This is a genomic window from Bacillus sp. S/N-304-OC-R1 (assembly GCF_019749375.1).
Taxonomy (GTDB): domain Bacteria; phylum Bacillota; class Bacilli; order Bacillales; family Cytobacillaceae; genus Cytobacillus.
The window spans coordinates 88,244-108,777 of the sequence record NZ_JACWFE010000001.1 but is presented as its reverse complement, the minus strand read 5'-3'; the positions used below and the strand labels follow the sequence as shown (position 1 = coordinate 108,777).

The 20,534-nt window shown below is 36.9% G+C and carries 20 protein-coding genes; 2 read left to right on the top strand and 18 right to left on the bottom strand.

The genetic code is table 11. The annotated features are described in order from the left end of the window. Nucleotides 1-22 precede the first annotated feature (22 nt). The 6 genes from H0173_RS00550 to H0173_RS00525 all read right to left on the bottom strand — a co-directional run bounded on the left by H0173_RS00550 (nucleotide 23) and on the right by H0173_RS00525 (nucleotide 5,335). Nucleotides 23-733, bottom strand: a complete 711-nt coding sequence (locus tag H0173_RS00550; protein ID WP_221843976.1) for an ABC transporter ATP-binding protein — start codon at nucleotides 731-733, stop codon at nucleotides 23-25. Continuing rightward, complete coding sequence (locus H0173_RS00545; RefSeq protein WP_221843975.1) at nucleotides 726-1,499, bottom strand: ABC transporter ATP-binding protein; 774 nt, start codon at nucleotides 1,497-1,499, stop codon at nucleotides 726-728. Before H0173_RS00545 ends, H0173_RS00550 begins: the two co-directional genes overlap by 8 nt. Continuing rightward, the gene (locus tag H0173_RS00540; protein WP_221843974.1) at nucleotides 1,471-2,451 is read right to left on the bottom strand and encodes a branched-chain amino acid ABC transporter permease; all 981 of its coding nucleotides are present in this window, start codon (nucleotides 2,449-2,451) and stop codon (nucleotides 1,471-1,473) included. The genes H0173_RS00545 and H0173_RS00540 overlap by 29 nt, the downstream gene beginning before the upstream one ends. 4 nt (nucleotides 2,452-2,455) lie before the next feature. Then, a complete protein-coding gene (locus tag H0173_RS00535) occupies nucleotides 2,456-3,340 on the bottom strand; it encodes a branched-chain amino acid ABC transporter permease (RefSeq protein ID WP_221843973.1) in 885 nt (294 codons plus the stop codon). Nucleotides 3,341-3,362: 22 nt separating this feature from the next. After that, the gene (locus H0173_RS00530) at nucleotides 3,363-4,523 is read right to left on the bottom strand and encodes an ABC transporter substrate-binding protein (RefSeq protein ID WP_221843972.1); all 1,161 of its coding nucleotides are present in this window, start codon (nucleotides 4,521-4,523) and stop codon (nucleotides 3,363-3,365) included. A gap of 176 nt (nucleotides 4,524-4,699) precedes the next feature. Then, nucleotides 4,700-5,335, bottom strand: coding sequence for a spore coat protein (locus H0173_RS00525; RefSeq protein WP_221843971.1), 636 nt, complete (start codon nucleotides 5,333-5,335; stop codon nucleotides 4,700-4,702). A gap of 204 nt (nucleotides 5,336-5,539) precedes the next feature. Here H0173_RS00525 and H0173_RS00520 point away from each other — a divergent pair, with 204 nt between their 5' ends. Beyond that, nucleotides 5,540-6,673 (top strand): zinc-dependent alcohol dehydrogenase, encoded by a 1,134-nt coding sequence (locus H0173_RS00520; RefSeq protein ID WP_221843970.1) that lies wholly within the window; start codon nucleotides 5,540-5,542, stop codon nucleotides 6,671-6,673. Between the two features lie 51 nt (nucleotides 6,674-6,724). Here the strand turns inward: H0173_RS00520 and H0173_RS00515 are convergent, their stop codons facing one another. Beyond that, entirely contained in the window at nucleotides 6,725-9,283 is a 2,559-nt protein-coding gene (locus H0173_RS00515) for a DEAD/DEAH box helicase (protein WP_221843969.1), read from the bottom strand. A gap of 189 nt (nucleotides 9,284-9,472) precedes the next feature. Between H0173_RS00515 and H0173_RS00510 the strand changes: the two genes are divergently transcribed. Next, nucleotides 9,473-10,003: a YceI family protein gene (locus H0173_RS00510; RefSeq protein ID WP_221843968.1), complete on the top strand. Its 531-nt coding sequence runs from the start codon at nucleotides 9,473-9,475 to the stop codon at nucleotides 10,001-10,003. A 50-nt stretch (nucleotides 10,004-10,053) separates the two neighbouring features. Here the strand turns inward: H0173_RS00510 and dacB are convergent, their stop codons facing one another. The 11 genes from dacB to H0173_RS00455 form a co-directional block, all read right to left on the bottom strand. Beyond that, nucleotides 10,054-11,538: a D-alanyl-D-alanine carboxypeptidase/D-alanyl-D-alanine endopeptidase gene (dacB, locus tag H0173_RS00505; RefSeq protein ID WP_221843967.1), complete on the bottom strand. Its 1,485-nt coding sequence runs from the start codon at nucleotides 11,536-11,538 to the stop codon at nucleotides 10,054-10,056. 214 nt (nucleotides 11,539-11,752) lie between these two features. Further along, a complete protein-coding gene (locus H0173_RS00500) occupies nucleotides 11,753-12,064 on the bottom strand; it encodes an MGMT family protein (RefSeq protein ID WP_221843966.1) in 312 nt (103 codons plus the stop codon). A gap of 97 nt (nucleotides 12,065-12,161) precedes the next feature. Next, nucleotides 12,162-13,121, bottom strand: a complete 960-nt coding sequence (locus tag H0173_RS00495; RefSeq protein ID WP_221843965.1) for a S8 family peptidase — start codon at nucleotides 13,119-13,121, stop codon at nucleotides 12,162-12,164. Between the two features lie 128 nt (nucleotides 13,122-13,249). Further along, nucleotides 13,250-13,771, bottom strand: coding sequence for a G/U mismatch-specific DNA glycosylase (mug, locus tag H0173_RS00490; protein ID WP_221843964.1), 522 nt, complete (start codon nucleotides 13,769-13,771; stop codon nucleotides 13,250-13,252). 52 nt (nucleotides 13,772-13,823) lie between these two features. Beyond that, on the bottom strand, nucleotides 13,824-14,015 hold the full coding sequence (locus H0173_RS00485; RefSeq protein ID WP_221843963.1) for a YbxH family protein: 192 nt from the start codon (nucleotides 14,013-14,015) through the stop codon (nucleotides 13,824-13,826). Nucleotides 14,016-14,126: 111 nt separating this feature from the next. Continuing rightward, on the bottom strand, nucleotides 14,127-14,564 hold the full coding sequence (locus tag H0173_RS00480) for a peptidylprolyl isomerase (RefSeq protein WP_221843962.1): 438 nt from the start codon (nucleotides 14,562-14,564) through the stop codon (nucleotides 14,127-14,129). A gap of 310 nt (nucleotides 14,565-14,874) precedes the next feature. Next, a complete protein-coding gene (locus H0173_RS00475) occupies nucleotides 14,875-15,069 on the bottom strand; it encodes a hypothetical protein (protein WP_221843961.1) in 195 nt (64 codons plus the stop codon). A gap of 177 nt (nucleotides 15,070-15,246) precedes the next feature. Then, nucleotides 15,247-17,337 (bottom strand): transglycosylase domain-containing protein, encoded by a 2,091-nt coding sequence (locus H0173_RS00470; RefSeq protein ID WP_221843960.1) that lies wholly within the window; start codon nucleotides 17,335-17,337, stop codon nucleotides 15,247-15,249. Between the two features lie 253 nt (nucleotides 17,338-17,590). After that, nucleotides 17,591-18,853 (bottom strand): glycosyl hydrolase family 18 protein, encoded by a 1,263-nt coding sequence (locus H0173_RS00465; RefSeq protein ID WP_221843959.1) that lies wholly within the window; start codon nucleotides 18,851-18,853, stop codon nucleotides 17,591-17,593. Nucleotides 18,854-19,002: 149 nt separating this feature from the next. Beyond that, complete coding sequence (locus H0173_RS00460; protein ID WP_221843958.1) at nucleotides 19,003-19,581, bottom strand: TerD family protein; 579 nt, start codon at nucleotides 19,579-19,581, stop codon at nucleotides 19,003-19,005. Between the two features lie 58 nt (nucleotides 19,582-19,639). Then, nucleotides 19,640-20,221: a TerD family protein gene (locus H0173_RS00455; protein ID WP_221843957.1), complete on the bottom strand. Its 582-nt coding sequence runs from the start codon at nucleotides 20,219-20,221 to the stop codon at nucleotides 19,640-19,642. Nucleotides 20,222-20,534: the final 313 nt, after the last annotated feature.

Sequence of the window (20,534 nt, the reverse complement as noted above, 5' to 3'; positions counted from 1 at the left end):
TATTCGGGGCTTTACATATTGATTAACTTGTTTTTTTACCTAAGTATGCTTCAACAACTCTTGGGTCTTCAAGTAAATCAGTAGCTTTTCCGCTAATAATTATTTTTCCGGTTTCCATGACATATCCATAATCAGCAATTTTCAAAGCTTGTTTCGCATTTTGCTCAACTAACAGAACGGTTGTTCCACTGTCTTTAATTTCCTTAATAATTTTAAAGATATCAGCGACAATTAACGGAGCAAGTCCCATCGATGGCTCATCAAGAAGCAGCAGCTTTGGGCGTGAAAGCAATGCCCGTGCTATTGCTAACATTTGTTGTTGCCCGCCGGAAAGAGTTCCTCCCAGTTGTTCCTTTCTTTCTCTTAAAATCGGAAAATGATCCATGACATTATCAATATCTTTGGAAATTTCATTATCCTTTCGCTGGTATGCTCCCATTTCAAGATTTTCCATGACAGTCATGCTGCTTAGAATAGCTCTGCCCTCTGGAACAAGAGAAATCCCTTTTCCAAGGAGCTGATCAGGTCTTAAACCGGTTACGTCCTCCCCTAGAAATTCAATTTTTCCCGATTGAGGTGTCAACAGTCCTGAGATCGTCTTCATGGTTGTCGTTTTACCAGCTCCATTTGCACCTAGCAATGTGACAATTTTGCCTTGTTCAACTTCTAAATTAATTCCTTTTAAAGCTTGAATTTTTCCATAGAATGTCTCGATATTTGAGATATTAAGCACTTTGTTCATCCTCCTCTGAACCGAGGTAGGCTTCAATGACTTCTTCATTATTCTGAATTTCTGCCGGTGTTCCCTCTGCAAGCTTTTTCCCAAAATTCAAAACCATAATTCGATCACATAGCCTCATAACTAAGGGCATGTCATGCTCAATGATTAAAACGGTAATTTCTTTTGCTTGAATTTTTTTTATTAAGTCAAACAAGCTGTCCGTCTCAGTTTCGTTCATCCCTGCCGCAGGTTCATCAAGGAGTAATAGCTGAGGATTACTAGCTAATGCTCTTGCGATTTCAAGTCGCCTTTGCTGACCGTAAGCTAAATTTTCTGCAGCATTCTCCATTTCTTCGGTTAAGCCAACTAATTCTAATAATTCTTTCGCACTTTCTTCCAGTTTTAGTTCCTCATTTCGCTGTGCCTTCGTACGGAAAACACTGCTGAATACGCCTGACTTTATGCGGCAATGTCCCCCAACCATTACATTTTCTAAAGCAGTCATTTGTGGGAAAAGCCGGATATTTTGAAAAGTACGGCAAATCCCCTTTTCTGTGATTAAATGAGGCTTTATGCCAGTAATTGTATCACCGGCAAAGGTAATATTCCCAGATGTTGGCGGGAACAGATTTGTAATCATATTAAACATTGTTGTCTTTCCTGCACCATTAGGACCAATTAAGCTAAAGATCTCTCCTTTTTCTACGGAAAAAGAAACATCTGTTAATGCAGCGATCCCGCCAAAATTTTTAGAGATGTTTTTGATTTCTAGAACCATGCTGAATCCCCCTTTTTGGCAGTTTGAACTTTTGGAACCAATGCAGTACATGTATATCGATAATTCCTTGCGGTCGGAATGCCATCATTAAGATTAGGATTAGACCATAAATCATATATCGATATTCACTGATAAATCTTAAAACCTCTGGCATTAGGGTCATGAAAGTAGCTCCAAAAATAGCCCCGACGATAACTTCACTGCCGCCAAAGACAGCAAAAATTAAAATTTCAACAGCTCGATGATAAGAAAAATCTGCAGGGCTTATGTATGCCATGACGTGGGCAAATAATGCACCGGCAAAACCGGAAATCACCGCACCTTGAACGAAAGCAAGCACCTTATAGTAAGTAATATTGATTCCCATTGCTTCTGCGGCTTTTTCATCCATTTTAATGGAGGCAAAGGCTCTTCCGATTCTAGAGTGATTTTGTCTAATAATAAACCAAACAACAAGAATATTAATAATCAGCAATATAATAAATACTGTTAAGAATACAAATTCATTATTTTTTAAGCCAATCGAGGCTGGATCAAAGCCAGCATCTTTTAATACTCTAAAAACCTCTCTCCCCATTTGAGGAATGCCTGAAATACCAACAGCGCCCTTTGTAACAGATTCCCAATTGACAAAAAAGACCCTGATTACCTCCCCGAATCCAAGGGTTGCGATCGCTAAGTAAACCCCTTGCAGCCTTAGAGATGGAATGCCGACAATTAGACCTAATAAACCTGCAGCTAATGCTCCCGCAATGATTCCAATGATAATGGGAACATCATAATTTAAAGTTAGTAAGGCAGAAGTGTATGCACCAATCCCCATAAATCCCGCATTTCCAAGAGAAAGCTGTCCAGAAGAGAGAGTAACATAGATGCTTAGTCCGAGAATAATATTGATTAATATAAAGGAGCCAACTTGTAAATAATAAGGATTAATTAATTCTCCAAGCATAGTGTCACCTTCCCGCAGCTGTCGTCTTTTGGCCAAACAATCCTTGTGGCCTTAGTAATAGGATGACGATAATCGTAATAAATGCAACCGCATCACGATAACCTGAATCTCCGTATGCAACAATAAGAGTTTCAGATAATCCGAGTAATAGTCCACCTGCCATTGCACCCTTCACATTGCCCATTCCGCCTAATATAATAATGGCTAACCCTTTTAGCCCCATTGATAGCCCCATTTGCGGGTTAACAGCATTAAAGGCCATTCCAACGAGGATTCCCGCAATACCACCCATTGCAGAAGCAATGACAACTGTTAAAATAATAATTCGCTTTGTGTTAACTCCTAGAATACTGGCAGTTTCAATGTTTTCAGCTGTTGCTCTTAGCGCTTTTCCAGCCTTCGTTTTTTGCAGCCAATAAGATAAAACAATCATTAAAATTACTGATATAACAAAAATTAAGATTTGCACTAAATAAACGGTGATAGAACCAATTTGAAAATTTATTTCGGCAAATGCGTTTTTAAACGGATGATTACCGGCACCAAATAAGTGGTGTGATAGATTTTCCAGTAAAATAGAAGCTCCGATCGTACTAATTAAAGGAGCAAGGTGTGAAACACCTTGCTTTCCTCTTAAAGGACGCAGAGCAAATCTTTCTAGCAGATAACCAAGGATTGCCGTTACAATGATGGCTGCCAGAAATGCAACCCAAAGCGGCAAACCTAAAGTACTAGTGACAATAACACCAATAAAGGCTCCAAACATAAAGATTTCGCCATGCGCCATGTTAATGATGCCTAGAACACCAAAAACAAGTGTGAATCCTAGGGCTACGATGGCATAGATGCTTCCTAGTGTAATTCCGTTAATTAACTGCTCTAATAGCAAGACATCTCACCCTTTGCAATAATTATTCGAAGATTTTGAATTTTCCCTCGTCAATGATAAGTACAGTTGGTTCCATTACGACGTCACCGTCTTTATCAAAAGAGAATTTGCCAAGGATTCCTTCAAGATCTTTAATTTCAAGAAGTGCATCTTTTAACTTATCTCGATCTGCTTCGCCGGCATTTTTAAGTGCCTCTGCCACAATATAAAGGGCATCATAAGCTTGAGCTGCGAATTGGTCTGGCTTCTTTTTATATTCAGCTTCGTATTTTTTATTAAAGTCTTGTACTTTTGGATCATCTTTTTCTCCAAACCATGGTGTTGCAACAATTAATCCATTTGCTGCTTTGCCAGCAATTTCAATAACCTGTGGTGAGTTAAAGCCGTTGCCTCCAACAAACGGGACATCAATACCCATTTTTCTTGCTTGATCCATGATGACTGCACCTTCGTTATATAGCGCAGAACATAAAATTAAGTCTGGATTCAAACCTTTAATTTTTGTTAACTGAGCATTGTAATCAGCTTGTCCTTTTTGAAAAGTTTCGATAGCTAAAATTTCGAGACCCATATCCTTTGCTACCTTCTCCATCGTATCAAAACCAGACTTCGTAAATACATCATCATTTCCGTATAGAATCGCTACCTTTTTGACATCATATTTCTCAACAGCTTTATTAATTGAAGCAGGAATAGCTAGTGCTTCAGGAATTGAGTTTCTAAATACATATTCACCAATTTGCGGTATTCCCTCGGCAGTAGTTGAAGTGCCTATAATCGGGATTCCATTTAGATCGGCTTCCGGTCCCACTACATTCATTTCTGTACTTAAAGTAGGTCCTAATAGTGCTACGATGTTATCGTCACTCATTAATTTTTGAGCAGCTGATAATGCTTGCTCCTGCTTTCCAGCAGAATCTTCTATTACAAGATTAATATTGACATCACCTTTTTCATTAATTTCCTTTTGAGCTAATTTAAACCCATTTGTAATAGCTTCTCCATATGCGGCACCTGGTCCAGTTATGTAGGAGATAACACCAATTTTTGCGTTAACTGTACCTCCTCCTTTAGAAGAATTGCTTGCTCCTGATGTTTCTGTGCTTTTCCCACTGCAAGCAGTAAGCAATACCAGCATAAGTACAGCGACTGCAAGAAACGGTTTTTTTAAGACATGACTCATTTTTGCTTCCTCCTATTTTCTGATGATTTAAACATATATCTATTAAATACCACTTAATTTACAAAGTAAATATATTTTTTCAATTTTTAGAAAATGAAAACGTTTTCCAACAATGTTTAGAGGTGGAAAAAATAGAAAAAGACGATTCCTATAAAAAGAATCGTCTTTTTCTATTTTTAATGTGTTTGATTAGGCATTTGCCCGTTCATAGGGGCTTGCGCATATGCATTTGTCATTTGCTGCATATCTTGTGCTGATAGCTGCGGTACTTGGTAATAATGATTATTGTTTTGGTAAATAGAAAGCTCATAGCACATTTCAATGCAGTTTGGCACCGAATCAGCTAATACGCGTCGAACAACTGGGTTTGTTACTTCAAGAGCAGCCATTGTTTTTGCTCCTGCCATCGATTTTAAGGATCCAAGCATCATACCAGAAATACATTCATCTGTTAATTCAGAAGCAGCATTTACTGGTTTTTTTGGCTGAGATGGTTTTAAACCATATACAAAATTATTGTCCTGAGTCATTTTGTAGCTTTGCGTTGGTACTGCCGGGTCCTGACCGGTTTTAAAGCAATCAACAGTTGTGTTATATTCCTGCTTAATAAATTGAGATTGTCTATCAAGTATACTCGCTAATTCCTGATCCTTTACTAAAGGACGCAATAGCGTATACTGGTCAAGTATTCCAATTGTGCCAGATAATACTTCATGAACATCAAATACCTCATGACCGCCATGATTCATTTGTTGATTAATCATGCCAGTGTGCATATTTTGATGCATTTGACCTTGCTGTTGGTTTTGCATTCAAATTCCTCCTTTAATAAAATCAAAATTATTTTGCAACCGAAAATATTATTTATTCCTATTATGTTTAAGTTTATTTTTTCTGCTATTGGAAATTAATAAATCCTCTTAATTAACGAGTTTTTAGGGAATGTAAATGTCTCTCAGCATCATACTACAGAGAGAGTAATGTTTTATTTTTGAAAATATTAAGGAGTGGAACAAATGAAGGCAGTAACATATCAAGGTCCGAATAATGTAGCCGTTGACAATGTTGAAGATCCGAGAATTGAAAAGAACAATGATATTATTATTCGAATAACTTCTACCGCTATTTGTGGTTCTGATTTACATCTATATAAAGGCAACTTTCCTTTGCCGAGAGGATATGTAATTGGGCATGAGCCAATGGGAATTGTTGAAGAGGCTGGTTCGAGTGTGACGAAATTAAAAAAAGGAGATAGAGTGATCATCCCCTTCAACGTTTCATGCGGACACTGTGTGTATTGTGAACAAGATTTAACAAGCCAATGCGAAAATTCGAACCCTCACTATGATTCTGGAGGCTATTTTGGATACTCTGAGAAATATGGAAACTATCCAGGTGGACAAGCCGAATATCTAAGAGTTCCGTTTGGAAATTTCACGCCATTTTTGGTTCCAGAATCGTGTGAAATGGAGGATGAGTCGCTGTTATTCTTATCGGATGTATTGCCAACTGCCTACTGGAGTGTAGTTAACGCGGGAGTAAAAAAGGGCGATACAGTTGTTGTATTAGGATGTGGACCAGTTGGATTAATGACACAGAAGTTTGCGTGGATGGAAGGAGCAGAACGCGTTATTGCTATTGATTATCTAAATTATCGAATGGATTATGCCAAGAAAATTAACAATGTAGAGGTTTATGAATTTACTAAATTTCCTGATATGGGTGAGCACATAAAAGAAATTACAAAAGGCGGAGCGGATGTTGTCATCGATTGTGTAGGGATGGATGGAAAAAAGTCACCTCTTGAGTTTTTGGAACAAAAGCTGAAGCTTCAAGGAGGGACTCTTGGTCCGATTCAAATTTCCACCAAGGCTGTGAAAAGGGGCGGCAATGTTCAACTAACTGGAGTTTATGGAGGAAATTACAATCTGTTTCCGTTAGGAGCCTTTTTTGCGAGAAATATAAATATAAAGATGGGACAAGCTCCTGTTATCCCATATATGCAGACGCTTTATGACAAGATTAAAGATGGTAAGTTCGATCCTAAAGAAATTATTACGCATAAAATCCCTTTAGCTGAGGCTGATCACGGGTATCGAATTTTTAATAATCATGAGGATGACTGTATTAAAGTTGTGCTGAAACCATAGACAAAAGACCTGGACATTCCCGTATGCCCAGGTCTTTTGTTTTCATTGTTTTTATCTATATGAATAGCTTCTTCGATATTTTCTCTCATGGCACTGATCACAAATTTGGAATCTAAGATCCCAAGGTAACTTTCTACCGCAGCTTTTGCATTTTTTCGACATGTTTTTAATGTCTGTTCTTAGTCGATCATGAACCTTGTCACTAATTTGCTCTCGAACCCGTTCCCAGTATAGCGCTTCTGTTCTACGGTCTAATCGATATAAAAATAAGAGATGCAAGCCAATTGCTTTATAGGTCAATTCCAATTCTTCTAGATTACGATTTTTTATTCTTGGTTCAGGGAGATCCTCCCCAGCAATAATCGCAAGCATTGTCTGCTCCCATTGAAAAATTAATTCAGACTCTTTTTTAGAAAATGGCAGATGAAGAAATCCGTAAAGCTCCATAATAGGAAGTTTTGCTTCAATTTCTGTTCCTTGAATTTTTTCATATAATTCTCTTTCCTCAGATAGTGATGCTTTTTTCGTTCCGACAGGACTTTCAAACTTATCCCATAATTCAAAAAAGGTACCTAAATCACGATAATATCTTTGAAACCGTTCGAAGACTGTGTTTGTTGGTGCTACCGAAAAAGTTTGGATTGGCTGATCTTCACAAACTAAAAGGTCCCACATTTTTTTAATATTAGAAATGAAAGCAACCTTTCCTATATTATAAATCCCTTTTCTTCCTGCTCTTCCTGCTATTTGCTTAACTTCCTGAGATGTAAGCTGTCTTCTTTTTTGACCGTCAAATTTTTCATTTTCAAGAAAGACGACTCTTCGAATTGGAAGATTTAATCCCATGCCGATCGCATCGGTTGCGACAATAATTGAAGTTTCCCCTTTGTTAAAACGCTGAACCTGTTTTTTTCTCGTTTCTGGTGGCATACTTCCATAGATCATACTGACAGATTGGCCAGAGTTCTCTAATCTAGATGCAGTTTCAAGCACTTTTTTTCTTGAAAAACAAATTAGTGCATCCCCTCTATCAACACGGCTGAATTTAAACTCTCTTTTTTCTACCTCTAATGGTATATCTCGATTATATTCAATAATTTCAATATCTGCCTCAGCACCTAATAATTGAAGAATAATTTCCTTTACATTATGACTGCCAATAATGTGAACTTCATCTGCATTTGCTTTCGTAATAGCTTTATACCAAGAAAAGCCTCGATCTTTATCGGTAATCATTTGTGCTTCATCAATTACAATACATTTGTAAAACTCTTTTTCATGAAACATTTCTACTGTACAGGAAATATGACGGGCGCCTGCAGTAATTTTCTCTTCTTCTCCTGTCTTTAATGAACAAGGTGTGCCCTCCTCATTCAGTTTGTCAAAAACCTCTAGAGCTAACAGGCGTAATGGTGCTAAATATATGCCACTAGACGCTGATTTCATTTTTTCAAGTGCGTGATGTGTTTTGCCGGTATTTGTTTCCCCTATATGAAGTTTATATCGAATGTTTCTATTTATATAAGGCTGGTACTCCTGTTCGAAAATTTCATTTAGGATGCGCTTTTCCTCTTCTTTTTTCCTTTCGAGTTCTGCCTGCTCTTCTTCTATTCTCCGCTTTCTTTCTTCTATATCTTTTTTATAAATTTCAGCATGCTTTTCAATTTCAAATGGAACAGCTGCAAGCCTAATAAGGTCAGTCAAGTATTCTTCCTGTGCAATTCGTATAAAGTGATCGGCTAAATCCTCACAAGTTTCAAGAATAATCTCTTCTGCAATAGATTGAGTCATAACCATTGATAGGTTTTCATTATCTTTACTTGATTGCATTAACTCTAATTTTGAAAATACTTCTTTTAGATATTCCGTGGTTTGCTGGATATAGCGATCAAAATATGTCTCGTATTCAAAATATTGACGGCCCCAATGCAAAGATTTATGAATATCGCCAGTCAATTCTTCGAGAAATTCACCTAGAATAGTATAAGAATCAGGGGTGAATTCGCCGATTGTTTCCAGCTTCTCTTCGAGGGCAAAAGTGTCAATTTTTTTATATTTAGACTGCTTATTCATATCCACAATTAATTGTTTAGAAATAAAATGTCGGACATGTAAATACATTTCTTCTTCATTTCCCTCAATAAACCGATCGATTTTTTGAATGAAATCCTCCTGAAAATGGTCGAGTTCTTTATGTAGCCTTTCCTCTTCTTCTTTCTGCAAAAATTCAGCCCTAGCTTCTCGATATTTTTCCTCCCAGTTAATTTCATCATGTTGCCATTTATTTTTGAGCCACCCGATTGCATCAAATGGGATATATGTACGCATTTCTGTCCGGAATAATTGATTAATTAATTTCCGGTCTACATTTTCTGTTTCGAAGCCTCTTTCCTGTAAAAATTGCTTTTTCACCGCTTTAGAAATACTGCTCGTAGATTTGTTTAGCCAGACATTTAACCATAATTCACCAATATAGCTTTCACGATCTGAAAGGTAGTTCTCAAAAGACGGTATACTTTCTTTGCTTCCTAAATAATGGTTCAAATCTTTAAAGATTTTAGCTTTAGTCGTTTCAACCGCATTCTTGTAGGTAAGCTCTAGATGGTTCATGATAGTCCCCCTTTAGTAGTAGATATCAGGCAATAAATTATCTATATTGTAACACTTCCTAAGAAAAATCATGAAAAGTACTATTTTATATTGACAAAGCAGGAGCACCTTCATATAATTTATTTAGAATTAAATTATCTTGAATTCGAAATAAATGAATTCAAAAGACTTTCTAGGAGGAAATAAAAAATGACAAATACAAAATGGGCACTTGATCCAGTACACAGCAGTGTTGATTTTTCAATCAAACATATGATGATTGCAAATGTGAAAGGGACTTTTAATAAATTTGATGCTGTCATTGAGGCAGATCCAGCTGACTTAACTTCTGCCAATATTGAGTTTACTATTGATTTAGCTAGTATTGATACTCGAAATGGAGATCGTGATAACCATCTTCGTTCAGCAGACTTCTTTGATGTAGAAAATCATCCTTCAATGACTTTCAAAGCGACTAAGTTTGTAAATAATGGTGATGGGGAATATGATGTAACTGGTGATTTAACTCTACATGGAGTAACAAAATCAGAAACGTTTGAAGTGACTTTTGAAGGATCAGGCAAAGATCCATGGGGAAATGAAAAAGTTGGCTTTACTGTTGAAGGATCTATTAAGAGAAGTGATTATGGTTTAACTTGGAATTCAGCATTAGAAACTGGTGGAGTTCTTGTTGGAGATAAAGTGAAAATCTCTTTAGATGTTCAAGCTGCTAAAGCATAATGTTAAAAAAGGCGGATCAATCAGCTTTATTCAAATTGATCCGCCTTTTTTCATTGTTCTGCTAAAATAACAGCAATTTTATCTTCTATTACTTTTCCTTTCGAGCCATTTACGAGATTATTGAGGACTATAGAAAAAATAAGCCTCTCTCCGCTTTTCGTATTAACATAACCGGATAATGAGCTGACTGTAGCGATGGAACCGGTCTTTGCTTGGACATTACCCTCTGCTCCTGAGTTAATCATCCGATTTCGCAATGTTCCGCCCACCATCCGATCAGATGCCCCTGCTATAGGTAATGAATTCAAAAATGTTGGGTACCATTCTTTACTTTGCACCTCAAATAAAAGCTTTGAAATTTCATTTGCCGGAATTAAATTAATATGGGAGATGCCTGATCCATCTCGAAGGACAAGTGTTTCCGTATTGATACCTAGTTTATTAAGTTCATTATTCATGATTTCCATGCCTTTTTCCCAGCTGCCTTCTCCTTTAACGACTTTCCCCATTTCTTTAATGAGTGACTCTGCGTGTCCGTTGTTGCTCAATTTCATAAATGGAATCAATAATTCTGATAATGGCATAGAGTGGTGAATGTATAATTTTTTTGCTCCTTCTGGTGATTGTGCGTTTTTTAGCTTTCCGTTCAGCTTAATCCCTTGTTCTATTAGCGATTGTTGCAATAAGTCGAGAGCATAGCCAGCCGGCTCCCAAACTGCAATCCATTCCCTTACTCTAGAGGCTTCCATGGGGATCGTGCCTTTAACGAAGATTGTATTTGTACCATGCTCTTTTTCGATTGTTATATCTTTTTTTCCATTTTCTGCAACAGTTTTAGTAAGATTAATAATTTTTACATAATCAGTTTTTGGTTCTAATGTGACAAGCGATTCTCGACCAATATGTTTCCCTGGGTTTACTTCTACAATGATTGATCCAGCATCATAGTCTTCATTTGGAGATGCAGTTAATGCTGACACTTGAGCTCCATAATAATAAGTTTCATCGTTCCAGATTAGATCTTCAGAATAGCGGACATTATCATACCAAGAATCATCTGCAACTAAATCACCATGTATAAATTGGATTCCTAAACTTTTTATCTCTTTCGCAAATTGATCAAAGTCTGACTTTAAAAGTGTTGGATCTCCCTTTCCTTTTAAGAAAAGATTTCCTTGAAGTGTCTTCCCCTTTACTGAACCGTCCGTTAGTAATTCAGTTGTAAATTTGTAGTTTTCACCTAATGCTGATAAAGCAGCGGCCGCAGTGAAAAGCTTCATATTCGAAGCCGGCCTTAAGCGGACATCACCGATATTTTCATAAAGCAGTTCACCTGTTTCCGCTGAGCGTACACTAATACCAGCTAGCGCGCCTTTTAAATCAGGATCATTCATTAACAGCTGATTGAGTTCCTGAACCCAAGGCTCTCCTGATACAGTAGCCTGAACAGGTGTAAGTGAATCGTTCCCCTGTGGTGTAAATGACAGCATAACAATGAGTAAAATACTAAAACCTAATTTCAATGCTTTCTTCATTCATTCTTCCACCTTTCTTCCATATTCTTACTAGATCAATTCTTCGTTGAAAGGTGATTTCCTCTTTTACCAGTATGAGGAAAAAGTGTTGTTTTTTTATGAATAATATTGTGTTCAAATAAAACTAATAGTATGAAGGAATTCTTTATTATTTAGGCAATTAAGTTTCTGGATAGAAAAAGGAAGGCGTTTTCAGCCTTCCTTTTTGCTACGATCAAATATCTGGGTGATATAAATAGGTTTGTAATTCAATTTTCCCATCTATTAAAAATTCAACGCCTTCACTTTCAAGTGAAAGCCTTTGGATTGAATAATACTCGTCCTCTTTTAATCCAATTTCCCCTTTTGAATTGATAACCCGATGCCAAGGTAATTTGTGTTTTTTGCTCATTGAATGAAGAATCCTTACAACTTGCCTGGCCCCTCTTGGACTTCCTGCCAGTTTGGCTATTTGACCATAGGTCATTACCCTGCCCTCAGGGATTCTCTTGATTATTTGAATAACATTCTGGGTGAACGGCTGCAATTGATAGTCCTCCTACTAATTAATACCTATTTTAAGAATAAAGAAAAGCTTGGAATTTTCCAAGCTTTAACTGAGGTCTATTAATTGTTAACTCTATTTATATGAACAGCATTGCTTTAAATTCTAGATCGAAAATATTAGCTAGATGCTCTGGCACAGTCAAATAGATGAGACCATTTCCCTCTAATTTTGGTGAATATCCTAGAGGAATCGTTCTCTTTATTAATTGTGCGTAAAGCTCTGGTTCGGAGAGATTGCGTTCAAATTGCCGATTTGCTATATCTTTTATTAAGGCTAGTGCACCCGAAACATGGGGGGCCGCCATCGATGTTCCGCTTAAAGTAGCATATCTTCCGTTTAAATAGGTAGAGAGTATTCCTTCTCCAGGTGCAACAACATCAATCTCATTATGTGAATTGCTGAACTTCGATGATCTTCGCTCTAAATCAATTGCACCTACACTAATGACCTCGTTATAGGAGCCTGGAAACGCAAATTCATCTGTCGCTTCATCACCGTCACCTTCATTGCCAGCAGCACAAACCACGAGGATATTTTGATCTACAGCCTTTTTAATTGCTTGATGAAGTTCAGGAACATCATTTGGTCCGCCAAGAGACATTGAAATAATATCTGCTTTTTGTTCGATAGCGTAATGAATTCCTTTGATAATCCAATCATACTGTCCTGAGCCCTGTTTATTTAATACCTTCACAATGAGCAAATTTGCTTCTGGAGCAACACCTGCAACACCCTTATTATTCAATTGTGCTGCTATCGTACCAGAAACATGAGTCCCGTGACCATTATAATCCAAATATAGATCCGGGTTGCCTCGATCATCGTTTGTAAAATTTCGCCCACCGATAATACGCTCCCTAAGATCAGGGTGAGTTGTATCACAGCCAGTATCTAAAACAGCAACCGTAACACCTTTGCCTTTCGTTTCCTTCCAAATATTGGGAGCTTGGATTAATTTAACTCCCTTTGGAATTTCACTTGCTCCATCTGTTTCATGAATCAATTTAAACGGAATTACACGAACATTTTGCTCCATTTCTTTCCCTCCTTAAGAGTTTAAGTTGAAGCTAGCTCTAGGTGTTATTTATTATTTTAATAATTTTCGGAATATTTTAATAGTTTCATTTGAACTGTTTTTACCTGAGTGGATATATGACTTTTCTATTATTTTTTACGATTTATGGCTGATATCAGATTAGGGATTTCGGAATAAATTTTGATAATGTCTTCTATTTTCATTCTTACGAGGCCACTAGAAGAGGGTGCAACAAAGTCGACAGTACCACGCACAACAGCTTCTGGCTGCTGGCCCCAAGGAATAGATTTTTTATTACTATACTCCTGGTAAACTCCCTTCCCAACAAAACAGACTATTTTGGGTTTATAATGGTTTATTTTATTGATTAATTCATATCTTCCAGCTTTGTACTCTTCTTTTGTTATTTCATCTGCAGTCTTTGTCGGTCTAGCAACAATGTTGGTCATGCCGTAACCTAATTCTAATAATTGATTATCTTCTTCAGCTGTAAATTTTCTCGGAGTTAAACCAGATTCATAGAGTATCTTCCAAAATCGATTGTTTGGATTAGCGAAATGATGACCCGTTACGGAAGAACGGATACTTGGATTAAAGCCAACAAAGATAAGATCTAGGTCTTCCTTTAAGTGATCAGGAATTGGTTTCACGAAATTACCTCCATATGAGTGTGGTGCTAGAGTTGGGAGAATAAGCCAGGGGTTAAATTCCGTTTTCAAAACAATAATGATTTACAAGTTCCTCAATTAAGTCATGCTCCGGAAATTCACCTGAGAATACAAAAGGAATTTCTTCAAGGAATTCCCCTCTATTATACACATGTATCGCTCCATCTTGATTCACTACACTAAATTCAGGCTTGAATTGATATCCATTTCTTTCGATCGCACCCATTTTTTATCACCTTCTGAATATTTTTTTTTATTGTTCCCTGGTTTATTGAATAGATGCTCAGAAAGATGGTAGAAATAGAAAAAGAGCCGAATGGCCCTTTTTCAATGTAAATTATGCTTCTGTAACTTCTACTTTCTCCATTACATCGCCGTTTTTCATTTTTAAAACAGTATCCATACCTGAAGTAACTTTACCGAAAACTGTATGAACTCCATTTAAGTGCGGCTGAGGCGCGTGTACGATGAAGAATTGGCTACCGCCGGTATTGCGTCCTGCATGAGCCATTGATAAAGAACCTACTTCATGCTTATGCGGGTTGCCTTCTGTTTCACAGTTAATTGTGTAGCCAGGGCCACCAGTTCCTGTGCCATGAGGGCATCCCCCTTGGCTTACAAAGCCAGGAATAACACGGTGGAAAGTCAGGCCATTATAATAACCTTCGTTTGCAAGCTTTTCAAAGTTTGCAACAGTTCCAGGTGCAGCATCTGGATATAATTCAAATTCAACTTTTTCACCGTTTTGCATTAATATGTATCCTTTTTTCGACATAATGTCATCTCCTTCTGTAAAAATCAATCTTTATCATACCATTAATGATTACTGAAATAAAAGCAATTGATATTTTTCTAAATCAACTAAAAAGTTCAATGAATAAAACCAAAATAAAAACAATGAGCCCATAAAATGATACATGCAGAAAAATGGTTGTTATCCCAAACTTAACATCTTCAAGAGAAATCCCGCGTCTACGGATTCTAGGCCGCATAATATCACCATCCTTATTAAAATATTATCCATTTCTAACTATTTTGACAATATTCTACCAAGAATTCGTAAAAATAATAAAGAAAATTTTAAATTAGTACTGTCTAGTCATCTTTTTCTGTTTGTTCATAACTTCATAAGATTTTTCGATAATATCTGATAAAACATCGCCCTTATACACTCTGCCAAGCTTCATGTTTTCTTGATAATATTGGACGATTTCATCTAATTTTTGCGAGGTTTCTTTTGTTATTCTCACATTAAGCTGAATCCTTTTTTCATCGTTCATAGCGGGAATATAGCCTCCTGTCAGGTTTTGTTTATTATGCTATCAAGTGCTAGCGAACTGATATCTTCTAGATAGTATATGCTATTTATTAACTATCATTATATCAACTATTAGTGAAATGGCAATTTTTGTTTTCGGATTATAAAAAAAAGAACCAGGCACCCTGGTTCTTATAACTTATCGATTTGTGATGTCCTTCCATTTACCTTTTAAATACTGACCAAATCCGTCAAGTTCTTGAACAACATCCATTAGGTTTTCCTTCCATTTCGGAAGCTCTTCTTTAATTTTATTAGTGGATTCCTTGATTTTTTCAGTTGATTCTTTAATAGTATCTTCTACTTCTTCTTGGAAATCCTTTTCCACCAGTTTTTCATTAACTGATTTTGTTGAAAACTCCGCTGGTTCAATATAAGGGATTGAGTTTTCCATTATCGCTCTAAATAGAGGTACGACGGTTTCTGAGCTGCTGCTTGATAAATAGTGTTCACGATCGGTTTTGTCATAACCAAGCCATACGGCACCAACTAGATTTGGGGTATAGCCGACAAACCATTGGTCCTTCGTACCGTTAATGTCTTTATACGGCAGCTGGGTAGACCCAGTTTTTCCAGCGATCTGAACACCGTTGATTTTCGTTCCTTTACCAGTACCGGATTCCACAACGTTTAGAAGCATTGAGGTCATTTGATTTGTAACCGCCTTTGATGTTACCTTTACAGTTTTTTTCTTTCGCTCGGCAATAATGCTGCCGGTTGGTCCGACAATTTTTGTTATTAAGTGGGCATCTCTTTTCTTTCCGCCATTCGGAAACGTGGAGTAAGCTTCAGCAAGCTGCATTGGGGATATTCCTTTATGCATACCTCCTAATGCGATTCCTAAATATTCATCTTCTTTTTCAAGTGGAATGCCAAATCGTTTTAGTGAATCGATTCCTTTTTCCAATCCAATTTGATCGAGCAGCCATACGGCTGGAACGTTGAGCGATTCTTCAATTGCCTTATACATAGGCACATCACCTGAATAACGTTTAGATGCATTTTCCGGCTGATATTTTTCAAAGGACATCGGTTCATCCTTGAGTATCGATGTGGCACTATAGCCTTCTTCTAAAGCTGGGGTGTATACAGCAAGAGGCTTTAAAGTTGAACCTGGCTGAGCTTTAATATGTGTAGCCCGGTTAAAGCCGCGGAACACATAATCACCTCTTCCTCCAACAAGTCCTCTCACACCGCCAGATTCAGGATCTAAAAGGACTGCACCGCTTTGTACAAGTACACCGTTTCGTCCGCGCGGAAATAGATTGTTATTATCATACACTTTTTCTAATCCAGTTTGAAGGTTCTGATCCATTTCAGTGTAGATTCTATAGCCTCTGGTGAAAATTTCTTCCTGTGTTAAGCCGTATTTATTAATTGCTTCATCAAGCACGGCATCGACATAATAAGGGTATTTCCTTTCGATAAAACTGCCTTTTCCTTCATTCAATTGAATTTTTTCATTGATAGCCTGTTTATATTCTTCAGTACTAATCATTGCATGTTCTTTCATTTTACCGAGCACGACATTTCTCCGTTCCATCGCACGATCATAATTTTTGAACGGATCAAGTGCTGAAGGAGCTTGTAATAAGCCGGCAAGAAGTGCTGATTCACTGATTGAAAGTTCCTTTGCATTTTTATTGAAATATTTATTGGCTGCTTGATCAATACCCCATGCGCCGCTGCCAAAATAGACTTGATTTAAATACATTTGCAAGATCTCGTCTTTTTTATATTTCTTTTCAATTTCGACAGCAAGGAAAAGCTCTTCAATCTTACGTTTATACGTTTTTTCAGAAGATAGTAAGGCATTCTTTGTTAGCTGCTGGGTAATCGTACTCCCACCGCCAGTTATTCTCCCAGCGAAAATATTTCTAAAGAAAGCACGGGCAATCCCTTTAATGTCAAAGCCATTATGCTGATAGAATCGTTCATCTTCGATTGCTACAACCGCATTTTTTACATAGTCTGGCAAATCTTCTATAGCAACTCCTTCCGAGCGATTCGTTGCTAAACTGCTAGCAATTTTGTCATCCTTATCATAGATGACGGTTGATTGCTTTAAGCCTTCCTTTAAAGATTCAACATTTGCCGTAGCTGCAATAAAAGCAAAAAATAAAATGGTTAGCAATAGAAATGTTAATACAATTAGCATGATAATTTTTGTAACATGCTTATTACGCCAAAATCTTTTTATAGCTTCCCATAATGGTTTTAATTTTTCCATTATATCTCCCTGCTTAATTATAGAATTTAGTTCATTGAATGTGCTTTTTATAAGCTTCAAATATTATACAGTTAATTAGTAGTTTCGCAAAGTATTATACTTTTATTGCTTATTACTATGAAACATGATATAGTATATTTTGCGATGAGCTAATTGCGTAAGACGATTCACCGTCCATTATGGAGTGCACGATGTGGCGTGCATGTTGAATCGCCGCAATACGTAAAAGGATGCCAATGAAGGCATCCTTTTTTTATTTTATCGTAAAATTCTTCTTCAAAAACGCCCAATTTTGAGGAAATGGCAGGCTAAGCTGCCAGTAAGTTGTTCCTAATAGCATATATTGGTCTATTAATTTATATTTTTCTGCAAAAGTTCGAATATCATCAAACCATACTATATGTGGTTCAGCACCAGACCAATAGGAATAATTAGGTGAAGCAGCTTTTTGATTATAGTTTATTGTCGCACCAGATGAAATCGCAAAATTTTGTGCATATTGTAGTGAAAAAGCCTTTGTTAAATTGTCTGTGACTCTCCAGTCATATCCATATAAGGGCAAAGCGATTTGCAGCTTTTTATGATCTATTAAACTTATTGAATATTTAATGACGTCTTCAATCCACCAAACAGGTGACACTGGATTAGGTGGCCCGGTTGGATATCCGTAATCAATCGTCATAACGGCAACGATATCTGCCGCACGGCCTATAGCTAAATAATCATAAGCACCAACAATGCGATTTGTAGGCAGGTCGGCTGTTTTCGCATGGACATTTACATGAAGTATGAGCTTACCAAGTGCTGACTTTAAGTCATTAAGAAACAAATTAAAATCTTGTCTTCTTGGCGGAGGAATAAACTCAAAGTCAATACTGACGCCTCCATATCCCTTTTGTTTAACAAAATTCATAATGCTCGAAATTAAATTTTTTCGATATACTGGATTTTCAAGCACCTTACCGATTAGCTCGGGGCTAAACTGCTGATTCTCAAAGTTTCTTATCATTAATAATGGTGTTATTTTTAATTTTTTACTTTCATTAACAATCAGAGTGTCATTTATAGCGGTATAGGCATACCCTTCACTTGTTAGTGAATATGAGACGATCGCAAGATATGTTAGCTCGTTAGCAATATTATTTAATATAGGGATTGATGTTTGAGGAGAAAATGGCATGATAAAGCCTAGAGTTGCTATCGACAATTTTAGAGGAGAGGGTATATTTATCTTTTTGCCAATTGTCAGTTTTTTAGGCTGGATACTTGGATTTGCTGAAATAATTGCATTTAGAGTTGTTCTATATTGTTGTGCCAGACCCCACAATGTATCACCTTTATTGATAATCTTTGATCTTATAAGTAGCGTATTATCTGGTATATATAGTGCTAATCCAGGAATTATATAACTATTTTCGGGTAGTCCGTTTACTGTAATGAGAGACTGAATAGAAATATGGTAGCGCTGTGAAATAGACCATAGAGATTCCCCGTTTTGGACGATGTGAATACTCATAATTAACACACCTCCTTACTTTACCCTCTTATATCTTATGGCCTGCTCCCTTATAATTAGTACTAATGAAAATGAATTACTAGCTAAAATATTTCAATTTCAAAGGAAAAACACCCCATTAAAATGGAGTGTTATCAAGTTGCAGATGATTACACCTGCAGGCCATAATTCCGGCATAAGGATGCTAGTCCACCAGAAAAACCGCTGCCAATGGCGTTGAATTTCCAATCATTGCCGTGCCGATATAATTCACAAACGACAACTGCAGTTTCAATTGAGAAGTCCTCGCCTAAATCGAAGCGCAATAGTTCCTGGTTATTAGAATCATCGACTAATCGAACAAATGCATTTGATACTTGGCCAAAATTTTGCTGACGGATCTCAGCATCATGAATCGTTACAGTAATACCAATACGATGTACATTGGAAGGAATCTTTGTGAAATCAACGACAAGCTGCTCGTCGTCTCCTTCTCCTTCCCCTGTACGGTTATCCCCTGTATGGATAACTGCACCGCTTGGATGTTGAAGGTTATTATAAAAAACGAAGTCAAGGTCATTTTGACAGCGATTATTTTCATCAACTAAGAATGCAGATGCATCTAAATCAAAATCATGCCCGCCTTGATATTTATTCGTATCCCAGCCTAAGCCAATGATAGCCTTTGTTAATCCGGGATTTGTTTTTGTTAGGTCAATTCTTTGTCCTTTGGCCAATTGAATTCCCATAAGAAACCCTCCCTTGTAATAAATTATTCACTAATGGATTATGGACAATCGTTATTTATTATCCAACCTGTAATCCAAAGTCAGTTGCAATTCGTGCGAGGCCACCTTGGTAACCAGATCCTACCGCAGAGAATTTCCACTCGCCGTTATGACGATATAATTCACCAACAATAATCGCTGTTTCGATGGAGAAATCTTCTCCAAGATCGTATCGGATTACTTCTTGGTTTGTTTCTTCATTAACTATACGTACAAATGCATTAGACACTTGTCCAAAGTTTTGTCCGCGGCTTTCGGCATCATGAATTGTGATAACGAAAGAAATTTTATCAATATTTGCAGGAACAGAGCTTAAGTTTACTTTGATTTGCTCATCATCTCCGTCGCCTTCTCCTGTACGGTTATCTCCTGTATGTACAACTGAGCCATTTCCGCCTTCTAACTGATTATAAAAGATAAAGTCTTTATCAGAAGAGCATTTACCAGATGCATCTAATAAAAATACGCTGGCGTCTAAATCAAAATCTTGTCCCCCATCATATTTATTCGTGTCCCAGCCAAGTCCAACAATCACTTTAGATAAACCAGGGTTTGTTTTTGTTAAATCAACCTTTTGTCCTTTGGATAATGAAATAGCCATCAAAAATCATCCTTTCCCTATAAAATTATTAGAACTTCCTTATTAGAGGAAGCTTCATCCACTGTATTGAATATTAAAAAGGAAATAATCAATTTCCCCTTCTATTATAGTGTAGCTTTTAGCAGGAAGAACGTAAACTAATATGATATTTTTATTGTACTAAAGACTAAAGCTACTTACTACTTTTAATATAAATAATTTTTCCATTAATGTAAAACCGAAGGGGGTAGAGAACTAAGTAGTAATGAACTGTTGATTCATTTATTTAAGTTATCGCCTAATATTGCAACCAATAGCCTGTTCTATTCATAGC